This is a genomic window from Kribbella kalugense, assembly GCF_004365875.1.
Lineage (GTDB): Bacteria > Actinomycetota > Actinomycetes > Propionibacteriales > Kribbellaceae > Kribbella > Kribbella kalugense.
Window position 1 is genome coordinate 1466902 of sequence record NZ_SODF01000002.1, and the last position, 16263, is coordinate 1483164.

The window sequence follows — 16263 nt, forward strand, 5'->3', positions numbered from 1 at the left end:
GGTACGGCGTCCGGCCGCCGGGGTCTCCGGCGGTTCGATGCAGCTGGCTGGCGGTGTGATCTGTCGCATACCAGTGCGCCCAGTGGGCGTATACCAGTGTGCAAGTGGTACTACGGTACGCGACCGACCCCGGGGCTGTGAACCGCCAGAAAGTGAACCGGGTCACAAAGTTTTCGCGACAATCGCTTTCCGGCGTCGCTTGTGAAAATGAGAACGGCCCGCGCTGTTCGCGCGGGCCGTTCCTGCAGATCTTCCGGTCGATCAGCTGGTCTGCCGCCAGATGTCGTTCACGACCCGCTGGATGTCCGGCGCCTCGACGGGCTGGCCGTAGACCATCGCACCGACCAGCCACCACTGCCCGCCGCTCAGGAACGCGTGCGTCATCGTGATCGTGTACGGCGCTTTCGGCGACACCGTCAGCCAGGTCCGCGCGTCCTTCGCGGTCGCCGGCGTGGTCGTCTCGTAGATCTTCGTCCACTGCTGGTCGAACGTCGGCCGGTCGGACAGGCACTGCGCCAGGCTCACGCACGGGTGCAGCGCGAACTGCGCCTTGAACGCGTTCTTCAGGCCGCCCGGGTCGTACTCGGTCGCGGTGACGATCCGCCGCAGGATCAGCTGCGACGACTCACCCAGGAAGTCCACCTGCGGCGGCCGCGGCCAGCCGACCGCGAACGGCAGCTCGGCATTCGCGACCACCTGCACGTCGGCACCGGCCGGGTACGCCGCGCCGAAGATGCCGGGCGATCCGTCCGGGCGTTTGTACGGCGCGGTCGTCACCCGGTTGACGGGCGGGATCAGGACGGCGGACGGGATCGGCTCCGGGCTGACCGCGGGTGCCGCCGGACCGTTGGCGTCGGTCGGGTCGTCCTTGACGGCGCTACCGATCGCGGAGCCGATCGAGTACGCGATGCTGAAGACGATCAGGACGACGATCGCGATGACGGCGTACACCCAGCCGCCGATCTTGCGGCTGTACTGCCGGGCGACGTCGATCTTCGACTGCGGCTGCTCTGTCGTGGCCTGCGGTGGTTGTTGTGGATGGTCGACGTACGACGGGATGTCTGCAGCGATCGGAAGGGTCGGCGGCATCGCGCCGTACCCGCTGAGCTGCTCGCGGATCGCCCGCAGGGAGGCGTCGTCGTTCCCGATGATCCCGTCGAGCGGGTCGATCAGCCGCTCTGCGCCGGTCTGCCCGGGGATCAGCTGGGTGATCGCGTACGGGCGGCTGGAGTTGAAGTTCGCCGCCCAGAGCGGAGCCTCCTGCTGACCCGGCACCAGCGCCGTCGCGCGGCTCGCCTCGGCCAGCCGGTCCACGACCGTCTGATCGCGGACGCCGTCCTCGCTCAGCACGAGCGCGATGATCTCCATCCCGGTGAACGTGCGGCCGTGCCACAACTCCGCCAACGGGTGCTCGAGCAGTCGCTGATCGAGCTGGTAGCCCGGGATCTCCGGCGTACTGTTGCTCACTTGCTCTCCCAGATAGCCCGGTCGGCCAGCGCCAGCGCCGCCTTCTGCGCCACGTCGGCGTCCACCGGGTTGGCCGTGTAATCCACCTGCACGACGACGTCCGCGCGCTGCACCAACGCATGCACGATCCACGACTCGCCGGCCCGCCCGTTCGCGATCCGGCTGACCTTGGTCGGATAGGGCCGCTTCTCGTCGACCATCTTCATCGCCGACCGGTCGAACGTCTTCTTCGCCATCTGATCCGGCGTGAACGGCACGTTGCCCGCGCCCGCGTCCCGCCCGCCGTACGGCGTGATGGTGAGCTTCACGCTCGCCGCGGTGTACGCCTGGATCTTCGCCCGCGAGCTGCCCGCCTGACAGATGATCGTCGTACTCCCGGTCTGCATCATCGTCACCGGCCCACTCGATGCCTTCGGCAACATGCTGGAAACGTCACCGATCCGCGCACACAGATCCGCCGCCATCACCCGCGCCGGCGCGATGTCGTCCGGCGTCACCGGCTGCCCGACCGCCCACCCGATCCCACCACCCGCCACCAAGGCCACACCACACCCGATCGCCGTACCCCGAACCAGTCGACTACCCATGCCCGCGACCTTAACCACGCAAAGGTCCTCCCTATAAACCGCGCCTTAGACGCGACACCCCCAGCCCCGGTTCCAAACGAAAGCCGGCCGTGGTGCAGGAGCTCGCCTGCCGACCTCGGACAGGACTCGGGGCTTCGGACAGGACCTGGTGACTTCGAAAAAGTAATACCTTGTGGAAGGCAACCAAAGGGTGTCTGGGGCCCCGGCAAGTGGCTCAGTTGAGGAGGGTTTTTACTGAGCCGCCGGAGTCGGTGAGTTTTGTGCCGAGGCCTTTGAGTGCGTCGCCGACGGTGGCGAGGATGTCCGAGAGGTCCTGCAGGTTGCCCGCGAGGCTCTCGATCTCGGTCGCGACTCCGCCGATCTGGCCGCTGCCGTCGTTCAGCTTCTTGGCGGCCGCGTCCCCGATCCCGGGGATCTTGTCCAGCTCGCCCGCCAGCCCGGACAGCATCCCGGCCGCGTCCTTCAGCTTGTCCTTTGCCGCGTGCATCGTTCCCGCACTCCCGGTCAACGCCTTCCGCGCACCACCCTCGCCGTCATCCCCGACCAACGCACCGGCAGCCCTACCCGCCTGCTCGCCGGCCTCAGCCAGCCCGGTCCCGATCGTCTTCAGCAGCTCCGGCAGCTTCCCGATCACGCTCAAGGCGTCATCCGGCAACCCGCGCACCAGATTCAGCACCTTCTGAAAGTCGTCCGAGTTGTCCATCACGAACCCGACGGCCTTCTTCACGTCCCCCAGATCCCGCCCACCCAGCAAGTCCTCGATACCCATATCCCGGATCGTAGGGCCCCGCCACGTCCCCCTCCCGCCACCTCGCCGTACGACCGAATCCCCAGCTCAGGAGCCGATTGGCCTAGACGCGCCGCCGCCATGTATCGTTACTCGACGTTGTCCCAGCGCTCGTAGCTCAACGGATAGAGCATCTGACTACGGATCAGAAGGTTGGGGGTTCGAATCCCTCCGAGCGCGCAAACAAAACCCCAGGTCACGAGCTACACGACCTGGGGTTTCGCCACTTCCGGGGCTGTTCTTGCTAACGCCTCTGCTAACACGGCACCAGTGCTGACGGGTCTGGACCGTCGTCTTCATCGTCCTGGTCCTCGTCGACGTGGTCAGCAGCAGCGAACACGCTAGGCGAATGCTTGGGCTGCTTGCTCGATCTTCGCCCGATGTGCGGCCCAGTCGGCGTCGTCGTGCTCGGAGGACGGACTTGAATCTGACCCGAGGGCTCCGTCGAGCTGCTCGCGGAGGATGTCGGCGTGACCCAGATGCCGATTCGTTTCGTTCAGTAGGTGAACCATGACGTTGAACAGCTTCACGTCCGGCCGAGGCCACCACGGCACATGCCCTGGCGTGTCAATCGGCAGCTCCGCAATGGTCGCGTCCGCGTGCTGACATGCTCTGGTGTACCCGTCGACGATGTCGGCGCGTGACTCATCCTCGGTGACCCACAGCCCGTCGCGGTTCTGGAACCCCGGGTCGTCGAATGTCGGGATCGGTTCGGGATAGGGACGATCGAAGATCACTCCGAAGTATCGAGCTTCGGACAAGGTCAGGTGCTTTACCAGGCCGAGCAGGTTGGTCCCGGTCCTGGTCAGCGGACGACGTACGTCATATTCGGACAGGCCGTCCAGCTTGCCCAGCAGAGATGCCCGACTCCACCGCAGAGCGCGGTGCAGGTACTCCTTGGCGAACTCATCAATCATCCCAAGAGGGTCGCATGCCAAGGTGGCAAAGAACGCCGATCACAGCAGGCTTGCCAACGGGGCTGCTAAAGGCCCAGGCAGACAGTCTCTGACCTGGGCTTTTGTGTGTCCGGAATAGGGCTCGCCGGCCAAAACTGTGTGCGAGGGGGACGGTGGGGCTTCTACTCTCCGGGCATGGAGCTGCGGGAAGAGTTGGCGGGGGACGGGCAGGGTGTGCGGGACGTTCATGTGCGGGCGTTTGGCGATCATGGGTTTGTTGTGGCTGAGCTGGTCGATAGCTTGCGGAAGACCATCGCGGCCGGCGGCGGGCTTTCGCTGGTGGCCGAGCTGGATGGGCAGGTGGTCGGGCATGTCATGTTCACCAGCAGTCTGCTGGATTCGGCTCGGCGGCTGGTTGAGGTGCAGGTGCTGAGTCCGTTGGCCGTGGTGCCTGAGCTCCACAAACGTGGCATTGGCTCGGCGCTGGTTCGGCACGGGCTGGGGATGCTTGCCGAGCGGGATGTTCCGCTTGTGTTCTTGGAGGGCGATCCGGGGTACTACTCCCGCTTCGGATTCAGGCCAGGTGGTGACCGGGGCTTCCGCAAGCCATCTTTGCGGATCCCGGACGATGCGTTTCAGGTCTTCGAGCTCCCGGCGTACGAACCATGGATGACGGGGACGCTGGTCTACGCAGAGCCGTTCTGGCGGCATGACGCCGTCGGCCTACGCGACCCCAAGGCTTAGCGACGGCGGTCAGGCCAGCCAGGAGGCGTAGAAGATCCCGAGCCCGGCCGCGACGAAGATCCCCGCGACGATCCAGAAGCGGATTACTACGGTGACTTCCTGCCATCCCAGGTGTTCGAAGTGATGGTGAATGGGAGTGATTCGGAAGATCCGTCGCCCTGTTCCCGTGAGTTTCCTGGTCAGCTTGAAGCAGCTCATCTGCAGCATCACGGACAAGGTCTCGAGCACGAACAGTCCGCCGATCACGGCCATCAGGAGTTCGGTCCGCGACATGATGGCCAGCCCGGCCAAGGCGCCACCGATGGCGAGGGAGCCGACATCGCCCATGATGATGCGTGCGGGCTTGGCGTTCCACCAGAGGAAGCCGACACACGCTGCGGCGATGGCGGCCGAGAAGACCGCGAGGTCGAGCGGGTCGCGCACTTGGTAGCACTGTGCCTGCACCACAGTCGGCCGGGATGAATCGCACAGCTGGTTGTTCTGCCAGACATTCACGATGGTGTACGCGCCGAAGATCAACGCCGAAGCCCCGGCGAGCAGCCCGTCGGCGCCATCGGTGAGGTTGGCGCCGTTGGAGGTCGCGGCGACGATGAACCAGATCACCAGCAGAACCACCACCAGCGGCAGCTTGATCCCCCAGTCGTGAGTGATGGAGATGTACTGCGACGCCGGCCGGACGCCGCGCCCGTCGGCGAAGAGTTGCGTGGCCAGGACCCCGAAGACGAGCGCGACGAGCGTCTGACCCGCCATCTTGGCCCGGCTGCTCAGACCCCGATTGTCCTGCTCATAGACCTTGATGAAGTCGTCGAGGAACCCAACCACCCCGCAGCCGAAGAACAGCAACATCAGCAGCCAAGCGCTGGCGCTCGGCCACCGGCCGGTCAAGATCGTTGCCGCCAAGTAGGCCGCGATGGCACTCAGCACGATCACGAGACCGCCCATGGTCGGCGTACCCCGCTTGACGAGATGTGTCGTCGGTCCGTCCTGCCTGATCGGCTGGCCGAAGCCGTGACGGGCAAACCATCGGATGGCGACCCGGGTCCCCAGCAGCGAGCAGACCACGGCCAGCGCGCCGCTCAGGAGTATTGCTCTCAAAATTCAGCCCTCTCGGCCATACGGGTGGTCGATCCCTTCGAGGCAAGAGGGAGTCGTCTCGGAGTACGAGAATGGGCAAGTCGGTCAAACATATCGAACCGCTAGGGCGTACCCGGCGGAGCTTTCGGCATCACAGCGTCGAACAGGGGCCAGCCGTCAACCTCCGCCGTTCCCGCCGTCGGGAACAGGCCGCGGGCCAGCGCCTCATCCAGCAACACTCTGACGCTGCCGGGCTCGTGGAGGTTCAAATATGCCCGATCGGGCAGGCGTACGGTCGCACCCTCGTCGAAGTATCCGTCGGCGATGACGCGGTCAGGGCCCGGCTGGAACGCGATTCGCAGACGGGCTTGGAGTCCGGGACGCCACAGCGTCAACGTGCTGCTGCACCCGGGGTAGCCCCGCACCCGATCGTGCCGGTGCCCGAAACTCCATCCGTACACAGTGCCGGCGGCAACCATTCGGCGTCGCCTGCGCCTGCTGCCCATGGCGGCACTCTAATCCTTCCCCGGCCCGTCGCCTTCGGCGTCTGAGGCGTTGACACATATCCATATAGAGATATGTTCGAGTGGTGCCCCGCGCTTCGACAACTTCGGATGTCTTCAACGCGGTCGGTGACGTCCACCGCCGCGCGATCCTCGATGTGCTGCTCACAGGCGAGAAACCGGTTGGGGCGATAGTCCGCGACGTCTCGATGTCCCAGCCCCAGGTCTCGAGGCACCTACGGGTGCTCGGTGAGGTGGGACTCGTCAGGTGCCGGGCCGACGGCCGCCGCCGGCTCTACCGCTTGGCTCCAGAGCAGCTTCAACCCCTGCACGACTGGGTGGCCAAGTACGAGCGGGCGATCAACGACCGACTGGATCGGATCGAGGACTACCTCGAAGAGTTGCAACGACAAGGAGAGGGCAGTGGCACCTGATCGGCACGGCTCTGCAGTCATCGCGTTCCCCAACGAGCTCGAGGTTGTCATCACCCGAGAGTTCGACGCTCCGATCGCTCTCGTCTTCGACGTGTTGACGAAGCCCGAGCACGTGAGCAGGTGGGGTGCGACACCCCCGGACCGGATGACGGAGTGCTCGATCGACTTGCGGGTCGGGGGAAGCTACCACTCCTCCTTCGTGACCGGAGACGGAACGGTGTTCTCGTTCAATGGGATCTACCTGGAGGTCGAGCCGCCGGTCCGAACCGTGGAGACGTGGCACTTCAACTGTTGGCCGGATGTTGAGGCAGTCGAAACGATGGAGCTGCAGGAACACGCCGGAGTAACGACGTTCACTTGGAGACTGGCGTTCAGCGACAAGGCCGGACGCGACCACATGACAAGTTTCGACGGCCAGCAAGACAGCCTCGACGAGATGGAATACCGCCTCAGGTCACTTCTCAACCCCAGCCGCGCCTAAGGCTGAAACTCATTCGGGTGAGTGGCGGGCCTGGTTCAGGTTCGATTGGTGGGGGCCGGAGAGCCAGTCTTGAGCTAGACGCGGGTCGGGCGGGTCCTGTCCTTCGCGGAGGGCATTGATGTAGGTGCGGTCGGCGGCGAAGCGGGACGACACCTCGGGCCCATTGGCGATGGATCCGTGGCCGGGGATCAGGACGGTGGCGTGGCGGGCCGCCTCGTCGAGTTGGTCGAGGGCCGTTTCGTAGGCGGTCAGCTGGTTGTGGCGGCGGGCGTCGAGGAGGGGAATCAGGACGTCGGAGAGCATGTCGCCGGCGATGAGTACGCCGCGATCCGCGAGGAGGATTGCGGCGTGGCCGGTGGCGTGTGCCTCGTGCTCGATGAGCTCGCCCGGGATGGGTCCTCCGTCCGCGGGCAGCGGGGTGAGGAGTCCGATCAGGTCGAGAGGGATGCCCGACGCGCTCTCCGCCGCCATCGCTTGCGCTCGCTCGCGGGCTTCGCCGGCGACCTGGGCGCAGCCAGCAGTCGCATAGCGCGGTACGTCGCCGTACCGGGAATGCCACAGCAGGTGGTCCCAGTGGGGATGGGTGGAGAACCCGGCGATGACCGGAATGCCGAGCCGGTCCACGTCATCGGCGAGTTCGTCCAGATCGGAACCGTCGATGCCGGGATCGACCAGGATCAACCCATCGTCGCCGCGCACCACGACGGCGTTGCTCCAGACCCACTCGCTCTGCCGGACCCAGACGCCGTCAGCCACCTCATTCAGCATCCATTCACTGTGTCACGAGGTACGACGCCCGCGAGTCAGGCAGTCAGAATGTGGCGATCGGGTTGACCGGGCTGCCCGACGTACCGGCGAAGCGGACCGGCGCGACTGCGAGCTGGAAGTCCCACTGCCCGAGCTCGGCAGCTGTCGTCGCGCACGCCTCCAGGTCGCAGTTGTCGAGCAGCCACAGACCCATCGCGACCAGACTCACGGCGTGAACCGGCATCAGCACGTCGTCGTACCCGGACGGCTGAACGTCCTGCGGAGTGTCAGCACCGATCAGCGCGACGCCGCGTTCATGCAGCCACGGCAGGCAGGACGCGTGCCAGCCGGCCTGCGTCATGCCGCCGGCCGGACCGGCCTCATGCCGAGCACGGCCGTAGCCGGTCCGCAGGAGTACGGCGTCGCCGGACCCGACCCGCACACCCTGGCGACGCTCGGCCTCCTCGAGATCCTCGGGGAACACGCCCTCGCCCGGTTCCAGCCAAGGCACATCGCGGACCTTCGCGATGTCCAGCAGGACGCCCCGCGTGACGATCCCGTTCGCTGCCGCCGTGACGGCTGCCCACGCGGATCCGGTCTCGGCGTGGACCAGCGAGTGCGACCGCCCGTTGTACATCTTGCCGTCCCAGAACAGGTGGCAAGGCGAGTCGAGGTGGGTGATCGTGTTGCCGTGGAAGAAGATGCCGAGCCGCTCGTTCGAAAAGCCCCAGCGCCGGTCGTTGTGGAAATGCGCCGGCATGTGCTCGGCGCCCGGCATCTCGGCGGCGCACGGACACGCCGTCGTCGACCGCTCCATCTCCTCCGGTACGGCGATCTCCCACGCGCACGACAGACTCCGGCCGTGCCGCACGGCCCGCGCCGCCGCGAGACGGACGTCGTCGGTGATGAGGTTCAGCGTGCCGAGCTCGTCGTCGTCGCCCCACCGGCCCCAATTCGACAGCGTGTCGAAGTACTGGAGCACCTCGTCCTGTGTCGGCACTACCGTCCTCCTCCGGTCACGCGGGCAGGGTATCCCGCCCCTCGTTGGGAGTCAGGCATGCAGGGTGGGCCGGTAGATGAGCTCCTGGCTGCGGCCGTCGAACGTCCGGCTCTCGATCAGCTCGAGGTCGAAGTCCGCCGCACCCTCGAAGATCGGCTCAACTCCGGTCTGACCGGCGATCACCGGGAAGACGGTCACCTGGACCCGATCGACCAGGCCGGCGGCCATCAGCGCTCGGTTCAGCGACAGGCTGCCGTGTGAGCGCAGCGGTACGTCGGACTCCTCCTTGAGTCGTGCGATCAACTCGACCGCGTCGCCGCTCACGACGGTCGCATCCGGCCAGTCGAACGGTCCTTCCAGCGTCGACGACACCACCGTGGTCGGCATCGGCCGCATCCGCGCGTTCACCGGGTCGAGTTCCTCGTCCGGGATCTTGCTCACGCCGACCATCTGCTCCATCAGCCGAAACGTGTTGGCCCCGAAGACCATCCGCTGCGCCTCGCCGTACTGCGCGATCCGCCGCTCCAGGAACTCCGGGCCGTGCTTCCCCCAGTAGGGACCCCAGTCGGCGTTGTCGTACGACGCAAACCCGTCGAGGCTGGAAAAGACGTCGAATGTGTAGCTCGCAGTCATGATGCTCCCCTAGATCCCATCGGCCGCCCCCACGGACAGCCACTCGCCCCTGCGTCGAACACCCAACCCCTAATTCGACATCCTCACCCGAGCTTCGCCAGCGAATCAGCAGACTCGCGGATCGATCAACCCAGCGCGGAGGAAACCGATGGTGAAGGGGGCGATGCGTCCGTATGGTTGCCGGAATGTCGACGTGGAGCACGCCCGAGCGAGTCGAGCCGCCGAATAATCCGATCGACGAGCGCGCGGCCCTCGAAGACCGGCTCGATTTCCAGCGCACGACCTTGCTGCTGAAATGTGGCGGGCTGACGCCGGAACAACTGGCGTTGCGGTCGGTACCGCCGTCGAAGCTTTCGCTGCTCGGCCTTGTTCGGCACCTGTCTGGAGTCGAGGCCTGGTTCCATGAGTACGACGACAAGCCGGATCACCTGTACTTCTGGGATTACGGGCCGGGCGCCGCCGGCGTCGAGGTCGACCCTTCGCGCGCCGACGACGACCTGGCGAGCTATCAGGCGAGCGTCGCCCGGTCGCGAGAGGCCGTCGCCGGGCTCAGTCTCGACGCAGTCAGCCCGGGCGAGGACTACACGCTGCGGTGGATCTACCTGCACCTGATCGAGGAGTACGCCCGCCACAACGGCCACGCGGATTTCCTCCGCGAACGCATCGACGGAGCCACCGGCGAGTAGCCCCCGATCGCTGCAATCGGCGCTCGACGCAGCCCATCGAGCCGACGTGCGAGCGCGGCGGTGTCAGGTCGGGTCTAGTTCGGTGATCAGCTTTTCGATGCGGGCGCGGATGTCGTCACGGACCTGGCGGACGACCTCGATGGGCTGGCCGGCCGGATCGGTGAGGTCCCAGTCTTCGTAGCGTTTGCCGGGGAAGATCGGGCAGGCGTCGCCGCAGCCCATCGTGATCACGACGTCGCTGTCACGGACGTCTTCGGTCGCGAGGATGTGCGGTACGGCGCCGGTGATGTCGATCCCGACCTCACTCATCGCCTCGACCGCCACCGGGTTGATCTGGTCGGCGGGCTCGGACCCGGCCGAGCGTACGTCGATCCGCTCACCGGCGAGGTGCCGCAGCCATCCCGCGGCCATCTGAGACCGCCCGGCATTGTGGACGCAGACGAAAAGAACAGCAGGCTTACTCACGCTGACGCTCCCGTTGCCAGCAGGCTCGCGATCCGTTGCATGCGGTCGCGGATCGGCCAGTAGTAGACCCAGGTGCCGCGCCGTTCGCAGTCGACCAGGCCGGCCTCGCGGAGCACTTTCAGGTGATGCGAGATCGTCGGACCGGACACATCGAACTGGGGCGTGATGTCGCAGACGCACACCTCGTCACCGGCCGAGGCGATGATCGACAGCAGTCGCAGTCGCACCGGGTCGGCGAGCGCCTTGAAGGCCGCCGCACCCTCGGTCGCCTGCTCGACGTCGAGTACGGCGGACGAGATCGGCGTACAGCAGTCACTCGAGGCGAGCTGTTGTTTCGACATACGTCTATCTTGACTTCTATCTAATCAAGAGGCAAGGTGACGTTGATTCGATGAACGTCTAGATAGTGGGGATGAGGACATGACCGAAGCTTCGGTGGTGGTGATCGGCGCCGGCCCGATCGGGTTGGCCGCGGCTGCGCAGCTGGCCGAGCGCGGGATCGAGTTCACGGTTCTGGAGGCCGGGCCGAGTGTCGCGGCGGCGATCGACGAGTGGCGGCACGTGAAGCTGTTCAGCCCGTGGCGCTACGACATCGACTCCGCCGCGCGGCGGTTGCTCGAACGCGCCGGCGGTTGGACCGAACCCGATCTCGGCACGCTGCCCACCGGCGGCGACCTGATCGACGACTACCTCGAGCCGCTCACCAAGACCGCTGAGCTATCCGGCCGGATTCGGTACGACGCTGAGGTCGTCGCGGTCACCCGCGTCGGGTTCGACCGGATCCGCACCGCCGGCCGCGAGCACGCGCCGTTCCTCGTCCGGCTCGCCGATGGGGCCGAGTTGCTGGCGTCCGCGGTGATCGACGCGGCCGGCACTTGGCGTCGGCGGAACGTACTCGGCGGCTCGGGCATCCCCGCTCGCGGTGAATCGAGCCTCGCTGACCACATCGCGCACGCACTGCCCGACGTACTCGGCCGCGACCGTGACCGCTTCGCAGGACGCCGTACGGCGGTAGTCGGCGCCGGCCACTCCGCGTCAACAACCCTGCTGGAGCTGGGCGAACTCGCCGAAGAGGTCCCTGGCACGGAGGTGCTGTGGGTGGTCCGCGGGAACGATCAGGCGCGCACGTACGGCGGTGGCGACGCGGACGAACTGCCTGCCCGCGGGGCTCTTGGCACGCGGTTGAAGAGGCTGGTTCAGTCGGGCCGGGTCGAGCTGGTCAGCGGATTCCGGACCGAGGAACTCGCGCCGACCATCGACGGCCGCGTGGAGCTTGTCGCCGGTGAACAGCGCATCGTTGTCGACACGGTGGTGAACTCGACCGGCTTCCGCCCGGACCACGACATGGTCAGTGAACTCCGCCTCGACCTGGACCCGATCCTCGGATCGACCCGAGCCCTCGCGCCACTGATCGACCCGAACAAGCACTCCTGCGGCACGGTCCCGCCACACGGCGTCGACGAACTCACCCACCCCGAGCCGGGCTACTACGCAGTCGGCGCAAAGTCCTACGGCCGAGCGCCGACGTTCCTCCTAGCAACCGGCTACGAACAGGCCCGCTCGGTCGTAGCCGCACTAGCCGGCGACTGGCAATCCGCCCGAGACGTCCAACTAACCCTCCCCGAAACAGGCGTCTGCTCCTCAAACCTCGCCTACGACACCCCCGAAGCCGGCACCTGCTGCGGCCCAACCCCCCAACCCCTCGACAGCGACCTATCCACCGGCCTCCTGACAATCATCGACACCCCCACCACCCAATCAACCTGCTGCAGCTAACACCGGCCACGGGACGTCATGCGGTTGCCAGGTCGCGGGCGGGGATGAAGATGTTGGCTTGCGCCAGGTACTCCGGGGTTTGGTGGATGATCTCGTCGCGGTTCAGGAACGGGTGATCGGGGATCCATGGGTCCGCGAGAGCCTTCACCTTGGTCCATTCGGGTGGGGTTTCGCCGGCTGCCGTGAATTCGTGCGCAGTCAGTACGGCGAGCAAGGTGTCGAAGCCTGTGTGACCGGTCGTGCTGGGCGCGGCCTCCCAGGCGGCTTCGGAGCCGTCGTGACGGCGTAGTAGGAGGCGTAGGTGGTCGCGGCCCTGGAGCAGCATTCGCCAGGCCCAGTCCTCGTCGTTCGCCTCGCGAATGGCTGTAGCGGTAGCCGGCGCCGTCATGATCCTGTACTCACGCGCTCTCTCCTGCGCCGTCGGCTCGTCTTGCTGCGTCACGGTCAGGGGTTTGTGGGGGACCAGACGCCTAGCCATTGGTCGGCGTTGTATTGGTGGAAGCGTTCTAGTTCGGTGAAGCCTAGTTTTTGGGCTAGGCGCATTGAGGGGGTGTTGGCGGTTTGGGTGCAGAGGACGACTCGTTGGCCGGGGAGGGCGGTGGCGAACCATTCGAGGGCAGCTGCGCAGGCTTCAGCGGCGTACCCATGGCCCCACGACTCAGGTAGGAACATGTAGCCGAGCTCGGCCTCGCCCGCATCCGGTCGGACCTTGACCGAACTCTCCGCGTCGCGCGAGTCGAGCATGACCGTGCCGATCATCGCTCCGTCAAGGTCGACGACAAAGAGCCCGGGTCGCCGCTTGGGTTCTTCAGGTACGGCGCTTTCGAGCTCCTCACGCGATCGCGCGCCGCCGATGTAGGTCCCGACCTCAGGCGACGCGAACAACTCGATGAGCGCCGTACGGTCCCGGGCCTCGGGCTCGCGGAGTACCAGCCGCTCGGTCTTGATCGGAGCAGGCGGCCAATCGACGGGTCCGAGCTCACTCATGGCGCGCAACCTACCAATCAGAGGAAGACGCGGGCGATCTCCAGCCACTTCCCGGCGTCCTCGCCAACCGCCGTGAGGTTGGTCTCGGCAAGCGATCTGCGGTGCGTGACACGAAGGCAGAAGTCGAGCGCACTGCCTTCGACACGTTGTACGGCGTACTCCGGTCCCCATGTCCAGATTTCGCCGTCGGGACCACTCAACTCGACACGGAACGACTCTGCCGGAGTAGGCAACTCAGCGGCATAAAACGAAAGCTCTCGACCCGCAACTCCCAACCAGGCCACGTGCCGAAGCCGACTCGTCGGAGGGTGTACGACGCCCAGCGCATCGAAAACGTCCTGCCCGTGAGCCCACGTCTCCATCAACCGGAGCGGAATCATCAACGCTGCCGTCAACTGCGACCCGTACCAAGGAAACGCATGATCGAGCGCACCGAGCGCCGCCGCAACCTCGGCACGACCTGCCCGCCATCGTTCCAGCAACACCGACCGCGGTTGGGCCGCTCCTGCCGCACCGCAAGATGAGCAATCTGGTGAGCGATCGTCCAACCCACCGCAGGCGTCGGCTTGGACCAATCGGCCTCCGCTGACACCAGAGCGTCGAGCTCATCCCCTTCAGCCACCAAGTCAGGCAGAGCAACCTCGCGCTCCACACCGGACAGGTCCAGGCCGTAGTCCAGCATCCGATCCCCCAGGGTCGTCGATCTGGCGTTGGAGAGGCTACCTGAGCACCACTAAGGCATGATCTCGGCGTGGATTCTGAAGAGGTCCTGACGGGAGGAAACGTCGCCGCGCAGGTTGTGCGCGTCGGCTCGACCGTGCGCAAACCCGCCCTGCCTCAAACCGCTGACGTCGAGGCACTGCTCTCTTATCTAGCCGAAAAGCAGTTCGACGGCGCCCCGCGCACGTTGAGGCGGGACGAGCAGGGGCGGCATGTTCTTGAGTACATCCCGGGCGAGCTGGCCCACGCGCTGCCGCCGTCGACGCCGGACGAGTTGCGCCGGATCGGGCGGCTGATTCGCGAGCTCCACGACACGATGGAGAGCTTCCAGCCACCCGCGGATGCCCCGTGGAAAGTGATAGTCCCCGACCCCAACGGCGGCGACCTGATCTGCCACAACGATCTCGCTCCCTGGAACCTGGTCCGCAACGATCAGCGCTGGGTCTTCATCGACTGGGACAACGCGGGACCGTCGTCGCGCCTGTGGGATCTCGGGTACGCCGCAACTGCGTTCGTACCCTTCGTCCCGGGAGGCGACGTACAGGCAGACGCTCCGCGGTTGCGTGCCCTGGTGGACGGCTACGGGCTCGACCTGGAGCAGCGACTGGCCCTGCCCGGGCAAATCGCGGCGCGCACGCGGGGACAGTACGAAATCCTGGTTCGCGGCCACCGCACAGGCGAGCAACCATGGGCGCGGATGTACGACGAGGGGCACGGTGACTACTGGGGTCCGGCCGCGGCGTACATCGAAGAACACCACGACGCGTGGCTCGCAGCGCTGGCCTCGGACTACCCCAGCCGGTGAGCTGTCCGAACACTCGCCGGCTAAAGGCCGATCCAGCCGCGGTACGTCGGCATGTCGACGTTGCTGCCGCAGACGATGGTGACGACGTGTCGGCCGGCGAATCGGTCGCGGTCTTCGAGGATCGCCGCGATGCCGAGGGCGGCTGATGGTTCGACGACCAGGCCGGCGTGGTTGAGGAGCATGCGCATGCCGGTGATGATCGACGCCTCTTGGACGAGTACGGCGTCGTCGGCGACCAGGAGGAGGTCATCGAGGACCTCCGGGATGGGGAAGCGGCCGGCGACACCGTCCGCGATCGTGTTCGTGGACTCGGTGGTGACGACGCGCCGTTCGCGCCAGGAACGGGTCATCGCCGGCGCGCCCTCCGGCTGAACGCAGATGACGTCGACATCGGGTGCCAGTTCCTTCACCACATGACCGACGCCGGTCGCGAGCGCTCCGCCGCCGAGCGCAATGAGTACTGCGTCGAACTTCGTCGTACCCTCCATCAGCTCCAGACCGATGGTCGTTGCCCCTTCGCAGGTCTCGAGGTCCAGGCTGTCCTCGAGCAGCCGAATGCCGTCGTACCGCGCGATCTCGGCCGCTCGCTCGCGAGCCAACTCATGGTCGCCGTCGACGAGTTCGAGCTTGGCGCCCAGCGCGCGGATGCGATCGAGCTTGGCCGCGGTCGCGAACCGGGAAGCGACAACGGTGACGTCGAGCCCGCGCCGACCGCCGGACCAGGCAAGCGCCTGACCGAGGTTGCCCGCGCTCGCGCACACCACGGCTTTGTTGCCGCTGGCGACCAGCTGGCTCGCGACGAGTTCCGTACCCCGACCCTTGAAACTACGCACCGGATTCGCCGTCTCGAGCTTGACGGTCACCTCACACCCAAGCTCAGGCTCCAACGCCTCACACCGGTACTGCGGCGTATCCAGAAACACCGGATCAATCACCCCGCGAGCCGCCCGAACCCGCCCAACATCAAGCCGACTCTCCCGCACAACCAACACCCTAGTCACCCCAAGGTCCCCTCAACGAGATCGAGGTAGGCGCGCGCGGCGGCGAGGCTGTCGAGATTCGTGAACTCGTTGAGCAGCTCACGCAACGCAGCGAGGTGATCCGGCCAATCGGTCTCGGGCGTGCCGCCGAGGAACTCGATCGTGCGGGGAGTCTCCGGGGAACGGCGGGCGAGTTGCTTACCGGCGATCGGTACGAGCGCCAACCGCATCGCGTCCTGCTCATCAAGGGTCTTCGGCGTGGCCGGCTCGTACTCGCCGCGGTATTCGGAGAGGGCGGCCGATGCCTGGCTGATGCCCTGGCGGTCGAACACGACAGTGCTGTCGGCCGGCCAGGTCGCCCGCGAGACCGGATGAATGTGCCAGTCGACCCACAGCGGCAGTCCATCCACGACGTACTGCGCACTAACCGCCCTCGTACCGACCGGTCCGTTGTGCCGAGCATCAATCTCAAACACAAGCCGACCAGGCCC

The 16263-nt window shown here is 66.3% G+C and carries 21 protein-coding genes, 1 tRNA gene and 1 pseudogene; 7 read left to right on the plus strand and 16 right to left on the minus strand.

Annotated features, from left to right (window positions below):
• Nucleotides 1-261 precede the first annotated feature (261 nt).
• From EV650_RS24860 to EV650_RS24870, 3 genes are all read right to left on the minus strand, one after another.
• Entirely contained in the window at nucleotides 262-1467 is a 1206-nt protein-coding gene (locus EV650_RS24860; RefSeq protein WP_134121416.1) for a hypothetical protein, read from the minus strand.
• Complete coding sequence (locus tag EV650_RS24865; protein WP_134121417.1) at nucleotides 1464-2054, minus strand: hypothetical protein; 591 nt, start codon at nucleotides 2052-2054, stop codon at nucleotides 1464-1466. The genes EV650_RS24860 and EV650_RS24865 overlap by 4 nt, the downstream gene beginning before the upstream one ends.
• Before the next feature lie 214 nt (nucleotides 2055-2268).
• Nucleotides 2269-2823: a hypothetical protein gene (locus EV650_RS24870; protein WP_134121418.1), complete on the minus strand. Its 555-nt coding sequence runs from the start codon at nucleotides 2821-2823 to the stop codon at nucleotides 2269-2271.
• Between the two features lie 125 nt (nucleotides 2824-2948).
• On the opposite strand from EV650_RS24870, the gene EV650_RS24875 reads away from it, so the two are divergent.
• A tRNA-Arg gene (locus EV650_RS24875) sits at nucleotides 2949-3021 on the plus strand.
• Between the two features lie 161 nt (nucleotides 3022-3182).
• Here EV650_RS24875 and EV650_RS24880 read toward each other — a convergent pair.
• Complete coding sequence (locus EV650_RS24880) at nucleotides 3183-3758, minus strand: DinB family protein (protein WP_134121419.1); 576 nt, start codon at nucleotides 3756-3758, stop codon at nucleotides 3183-3185.
• Nucleotides 3759-3932: 174 nt separating this feature from the next.
• Here EV650_RS24880 and EV650_RS24885 point away from each other — a divergent pair, with 174 nt between their 5' ends.
• Entirely contained in the window at nucleotides 3933-4481 is a 549-nt protein-coding gene (locus tag EV650_RS24885) for a GNAT family N-acetyltransferase (RefSeq protein ID WP_134121420.1), read from the plus strand.
• A gap of 9 nt (nucleotides 4482-4490) precedes the next feature.
• Here EV650_RS24885 and mraY read toward each other — a convergent pair whose 3' ends face one another.
• Nucleotides 4491-5576 carry a phospho-N-acetylmuramoyl-pentapeptide-transferase gene (gene mraY, locus EV650_RS24890; RefSeq protein WP_134121421.1) on the minus strand — a complete coding sequence of 362 codons (1086 nt, stop codon included), beginning with the start codon at nucleotides 5574-5576 and terminating at the stop codon, nucleotides 4491-4493.
• 101 nt (nucleotides 5577-5677) lie between these two features.
• Complete coding sequence (locus EV650_RS24895) at nucleotides 5678-6061, minus strand: hypothetical protein (RefSeq protein WP_134121422.1); 384 nt, start codon at nucleotides 6059-6061, stop codon at nucleotides 5678-5680.
• An 83-nt stretch (nucleotides 6062-6144) separates the two neighbouring features.
• Between EV650_RS24895 and EV650_RS24900 the strand changes: the two genes are divergently transcribed.
• Complete coding sequence (locus EV650_RS24900; protein WP_134121423.1) at nucleotides 6145-6492, plus strand: ArsR/SmtB family transcription factor; 348 nt, start codon at nucleotides 6145-6147, stop codon at nucleotides 6490-6492.
• On the plus strand, nucleotides 6482-6973 hold the full coding sequence (locus EV650_RS24905) for an SRPBCC domain-containing protein (protein WP_166678258.1): 492 nt from the start codon (nucleotides 6482-6484) through the stop codon (nucleotides 6971-6973). The genes EV650_RS24900 and EV650_RS24905 overlap by 11 nt, the downstream gene beginning before the upstream one ends.
• Before the next feature lie 9 nt (nucleotides 6974-6982).
• Here EV650_RS24905 and EV650_RS24910 read toward each other — a convergent pair whose 3' ends face one another.
• The 3 genes from EV650_RS24910 to EV650_RS24920 are packed head-to-tail and all read right to left on the minus strand — an operon-like array spanning nucleotide 6983 to nucleotide 9353.
• Nucleotides 6983-7741, minus strand: a complete 759-nt coding sequence (locus EV650_RS24910; protein WP_134121425.1) for an MBL fold metallo-hydrolase — start codon at nucleotides 7739-7741, stop codon at nucleotides 6983-6985.
• 43 nt (nucleotides 7742-7784) lie between these two features.
• A complete protein-coding gene (locus EV650_RS24915; protein ID WP_134121426.1) occupies nucleotides 7785-8720 on the minus strand; it encodes a cyclase family protein in 936 nt (311 codons plus the stop codon).
• Nucleotides 8721-8771: 51 nt separating this feature from the next.
• Nucleotides 8772-9353: a dihydrofolate reductase family protein gene (locus tag EV650_RS24920; protein WP_134121427.1), complete on the minus strand. Its 582-nt coding sequence runs from the start codon at nucleotides 9351-9353 to the stop codon at nucleotides 8772-8774.
• Nucleotides 9354-9538: 185 nt separating this feature from the next.
• On the opposite strand from EV650_RS24920, the gene EV650_RS24925 reads away from it, so the two are divergent.
• Nucleotides 9539-10039 (plus strand): DinB family protein, encoded by a 501-nt coding sequence (locus tag EV650_RS24925; protein ID WP_134121428.1) that lies wholly within the window; start codon nucleotides 9539-9541, stop codon nucleotides 10037-10039.
• Nucleotides 10040-10102: 63 nt separating this feature from the next.
• Here the strand turns inward: EV650_RS24925 and EV650_RS24930 are convergent, their stop codons facing one another.
• Both EV650_RS24930 and EV650_RS24935 read right to left on the minus strand, forming a co-directional pair.
• Nucleotides 10103-10504, minus strand: a complete 402-nt coding sequence (locus EV650_RS24930; protein ID WP_134121429.1) for an arsenate reductase ArsC — start codon at nucleotides 10502-10504, stop codon at nucleotides 10103-10105.
• Nucleotides 10501-10845: an ArsR/SmtB family transcription factor gene (locus EV650_RS24935; protein ID WP_134121430.1), complete on the minus strand. Its 345-nt coding sequence runs from the start codon at nucleotides 10843-10845 to the stop codon at nucleotides 10501-10503. Before EV650_RS24935 ends, EV650_RS24930 begins: the two co-directional genes overlap by 4 nt.
• A 79-nt stretch (nucleotides 10846-10924) precedes the next feature.
• Here EV650_RS24935 and EV650_RS24940 point away from each other — a divergent pair, with 79 nt between their 5' ends.
• A complete protein-coding gene (locus EV650_RS24940; RefSeq protein ID WP_134121431.1) occupies nucleotides 10925-12280 on the plus strand; it encodes an FAD-dependent oxidoreductase in 1356 nt (451 codons plus the stop codon).
• A 16-nt stretch (nucleotides 12281-12296) separates the two neighbouring features.
• On the opposite strand, the gene EV650_RS24945 is transcribed toward EV650_RS24940, so the two are convergent.
• The 3 genes and pseudogenes from EV650_RS24945 to EV650_RS24955 form a co-directional block, all read right to left on the minus strand.
• A complete protein-coding gene (locus EV650_RS24945) occupies nucleotides 12297-12668 on the minus strand; it encodes a hypothetical protein (protein ID WP_134121432.1) in 372 nt (123 codons plus the stop codon).
• Between the two features lie 56 nt (nucleotides 12669-12724).
• On the minus strand, nucleotides 12725-13267 hold the full coding sequence (locus EV650_RS24950; protein ID WP_134121433.1) for a GNAT family N-acetyltransferase: 543 nt from the start codon (nucleotides 13265-13267) through the stop codon (nucleotides 12725-12727).
• Nucleotides 13268-13284: 17 nt separating this feature from the next.
• A pseudogene (locus EV650_RS24955) lies at nucleotides 13285-13949 on the minus strand (maleylpyruvate isomerase family mycothiol-dependent enzyme).
• 69 nt (nucleotides 13950-14018) lie between these two features.
• Here EV650_RS24955 and EV650_RS24960 point away from each other — a divergent pair.
• Entirely contained in the window at nucleotides 14019-14792 is a 774-nt protein-coding gene (locus tag EV650_RS24960; RefSeq protein WP_134121434.1) for a phosphotransferase enzyme family protein, read from the plus strand.
• Nucleotides 14793-14812: 20 nt separating this feature from the next.
• On the opposite strand, the gene EV650_RS24965 is transcribed toward EV650_RS24960, so the two are convergent.
• Both EV650_RS24965 and EV650_RS24970 read right to left on the minus strand, forming a co-directional pair.
• Nucleotides 14813-15715: a threonine ammonia-lyase gene (locus EV650_RS24965; RefSeq protein WP_238174435.1), complete on the minus strand. Its 903-nt coding sequence runs from the start codon at nucleotides 15713-15715 to the stop codon at nucleotides 14813-14815.
• A gap of 74 nt (nucleotides 15716-15789) precedes the next feature.
• Complete coding sequence (locus tag EV650_RS24970) at nucleotides 15790-16248, minus strand: hypothetical protein (RefSeq protein ID WP_238174436.1); 459 nt, start codon at nucleotides 16246-16248, stop codon at nucleotides 15790-15792.
• Nucleotides 16249-16263: the final 15 nt, after the last annotated feature.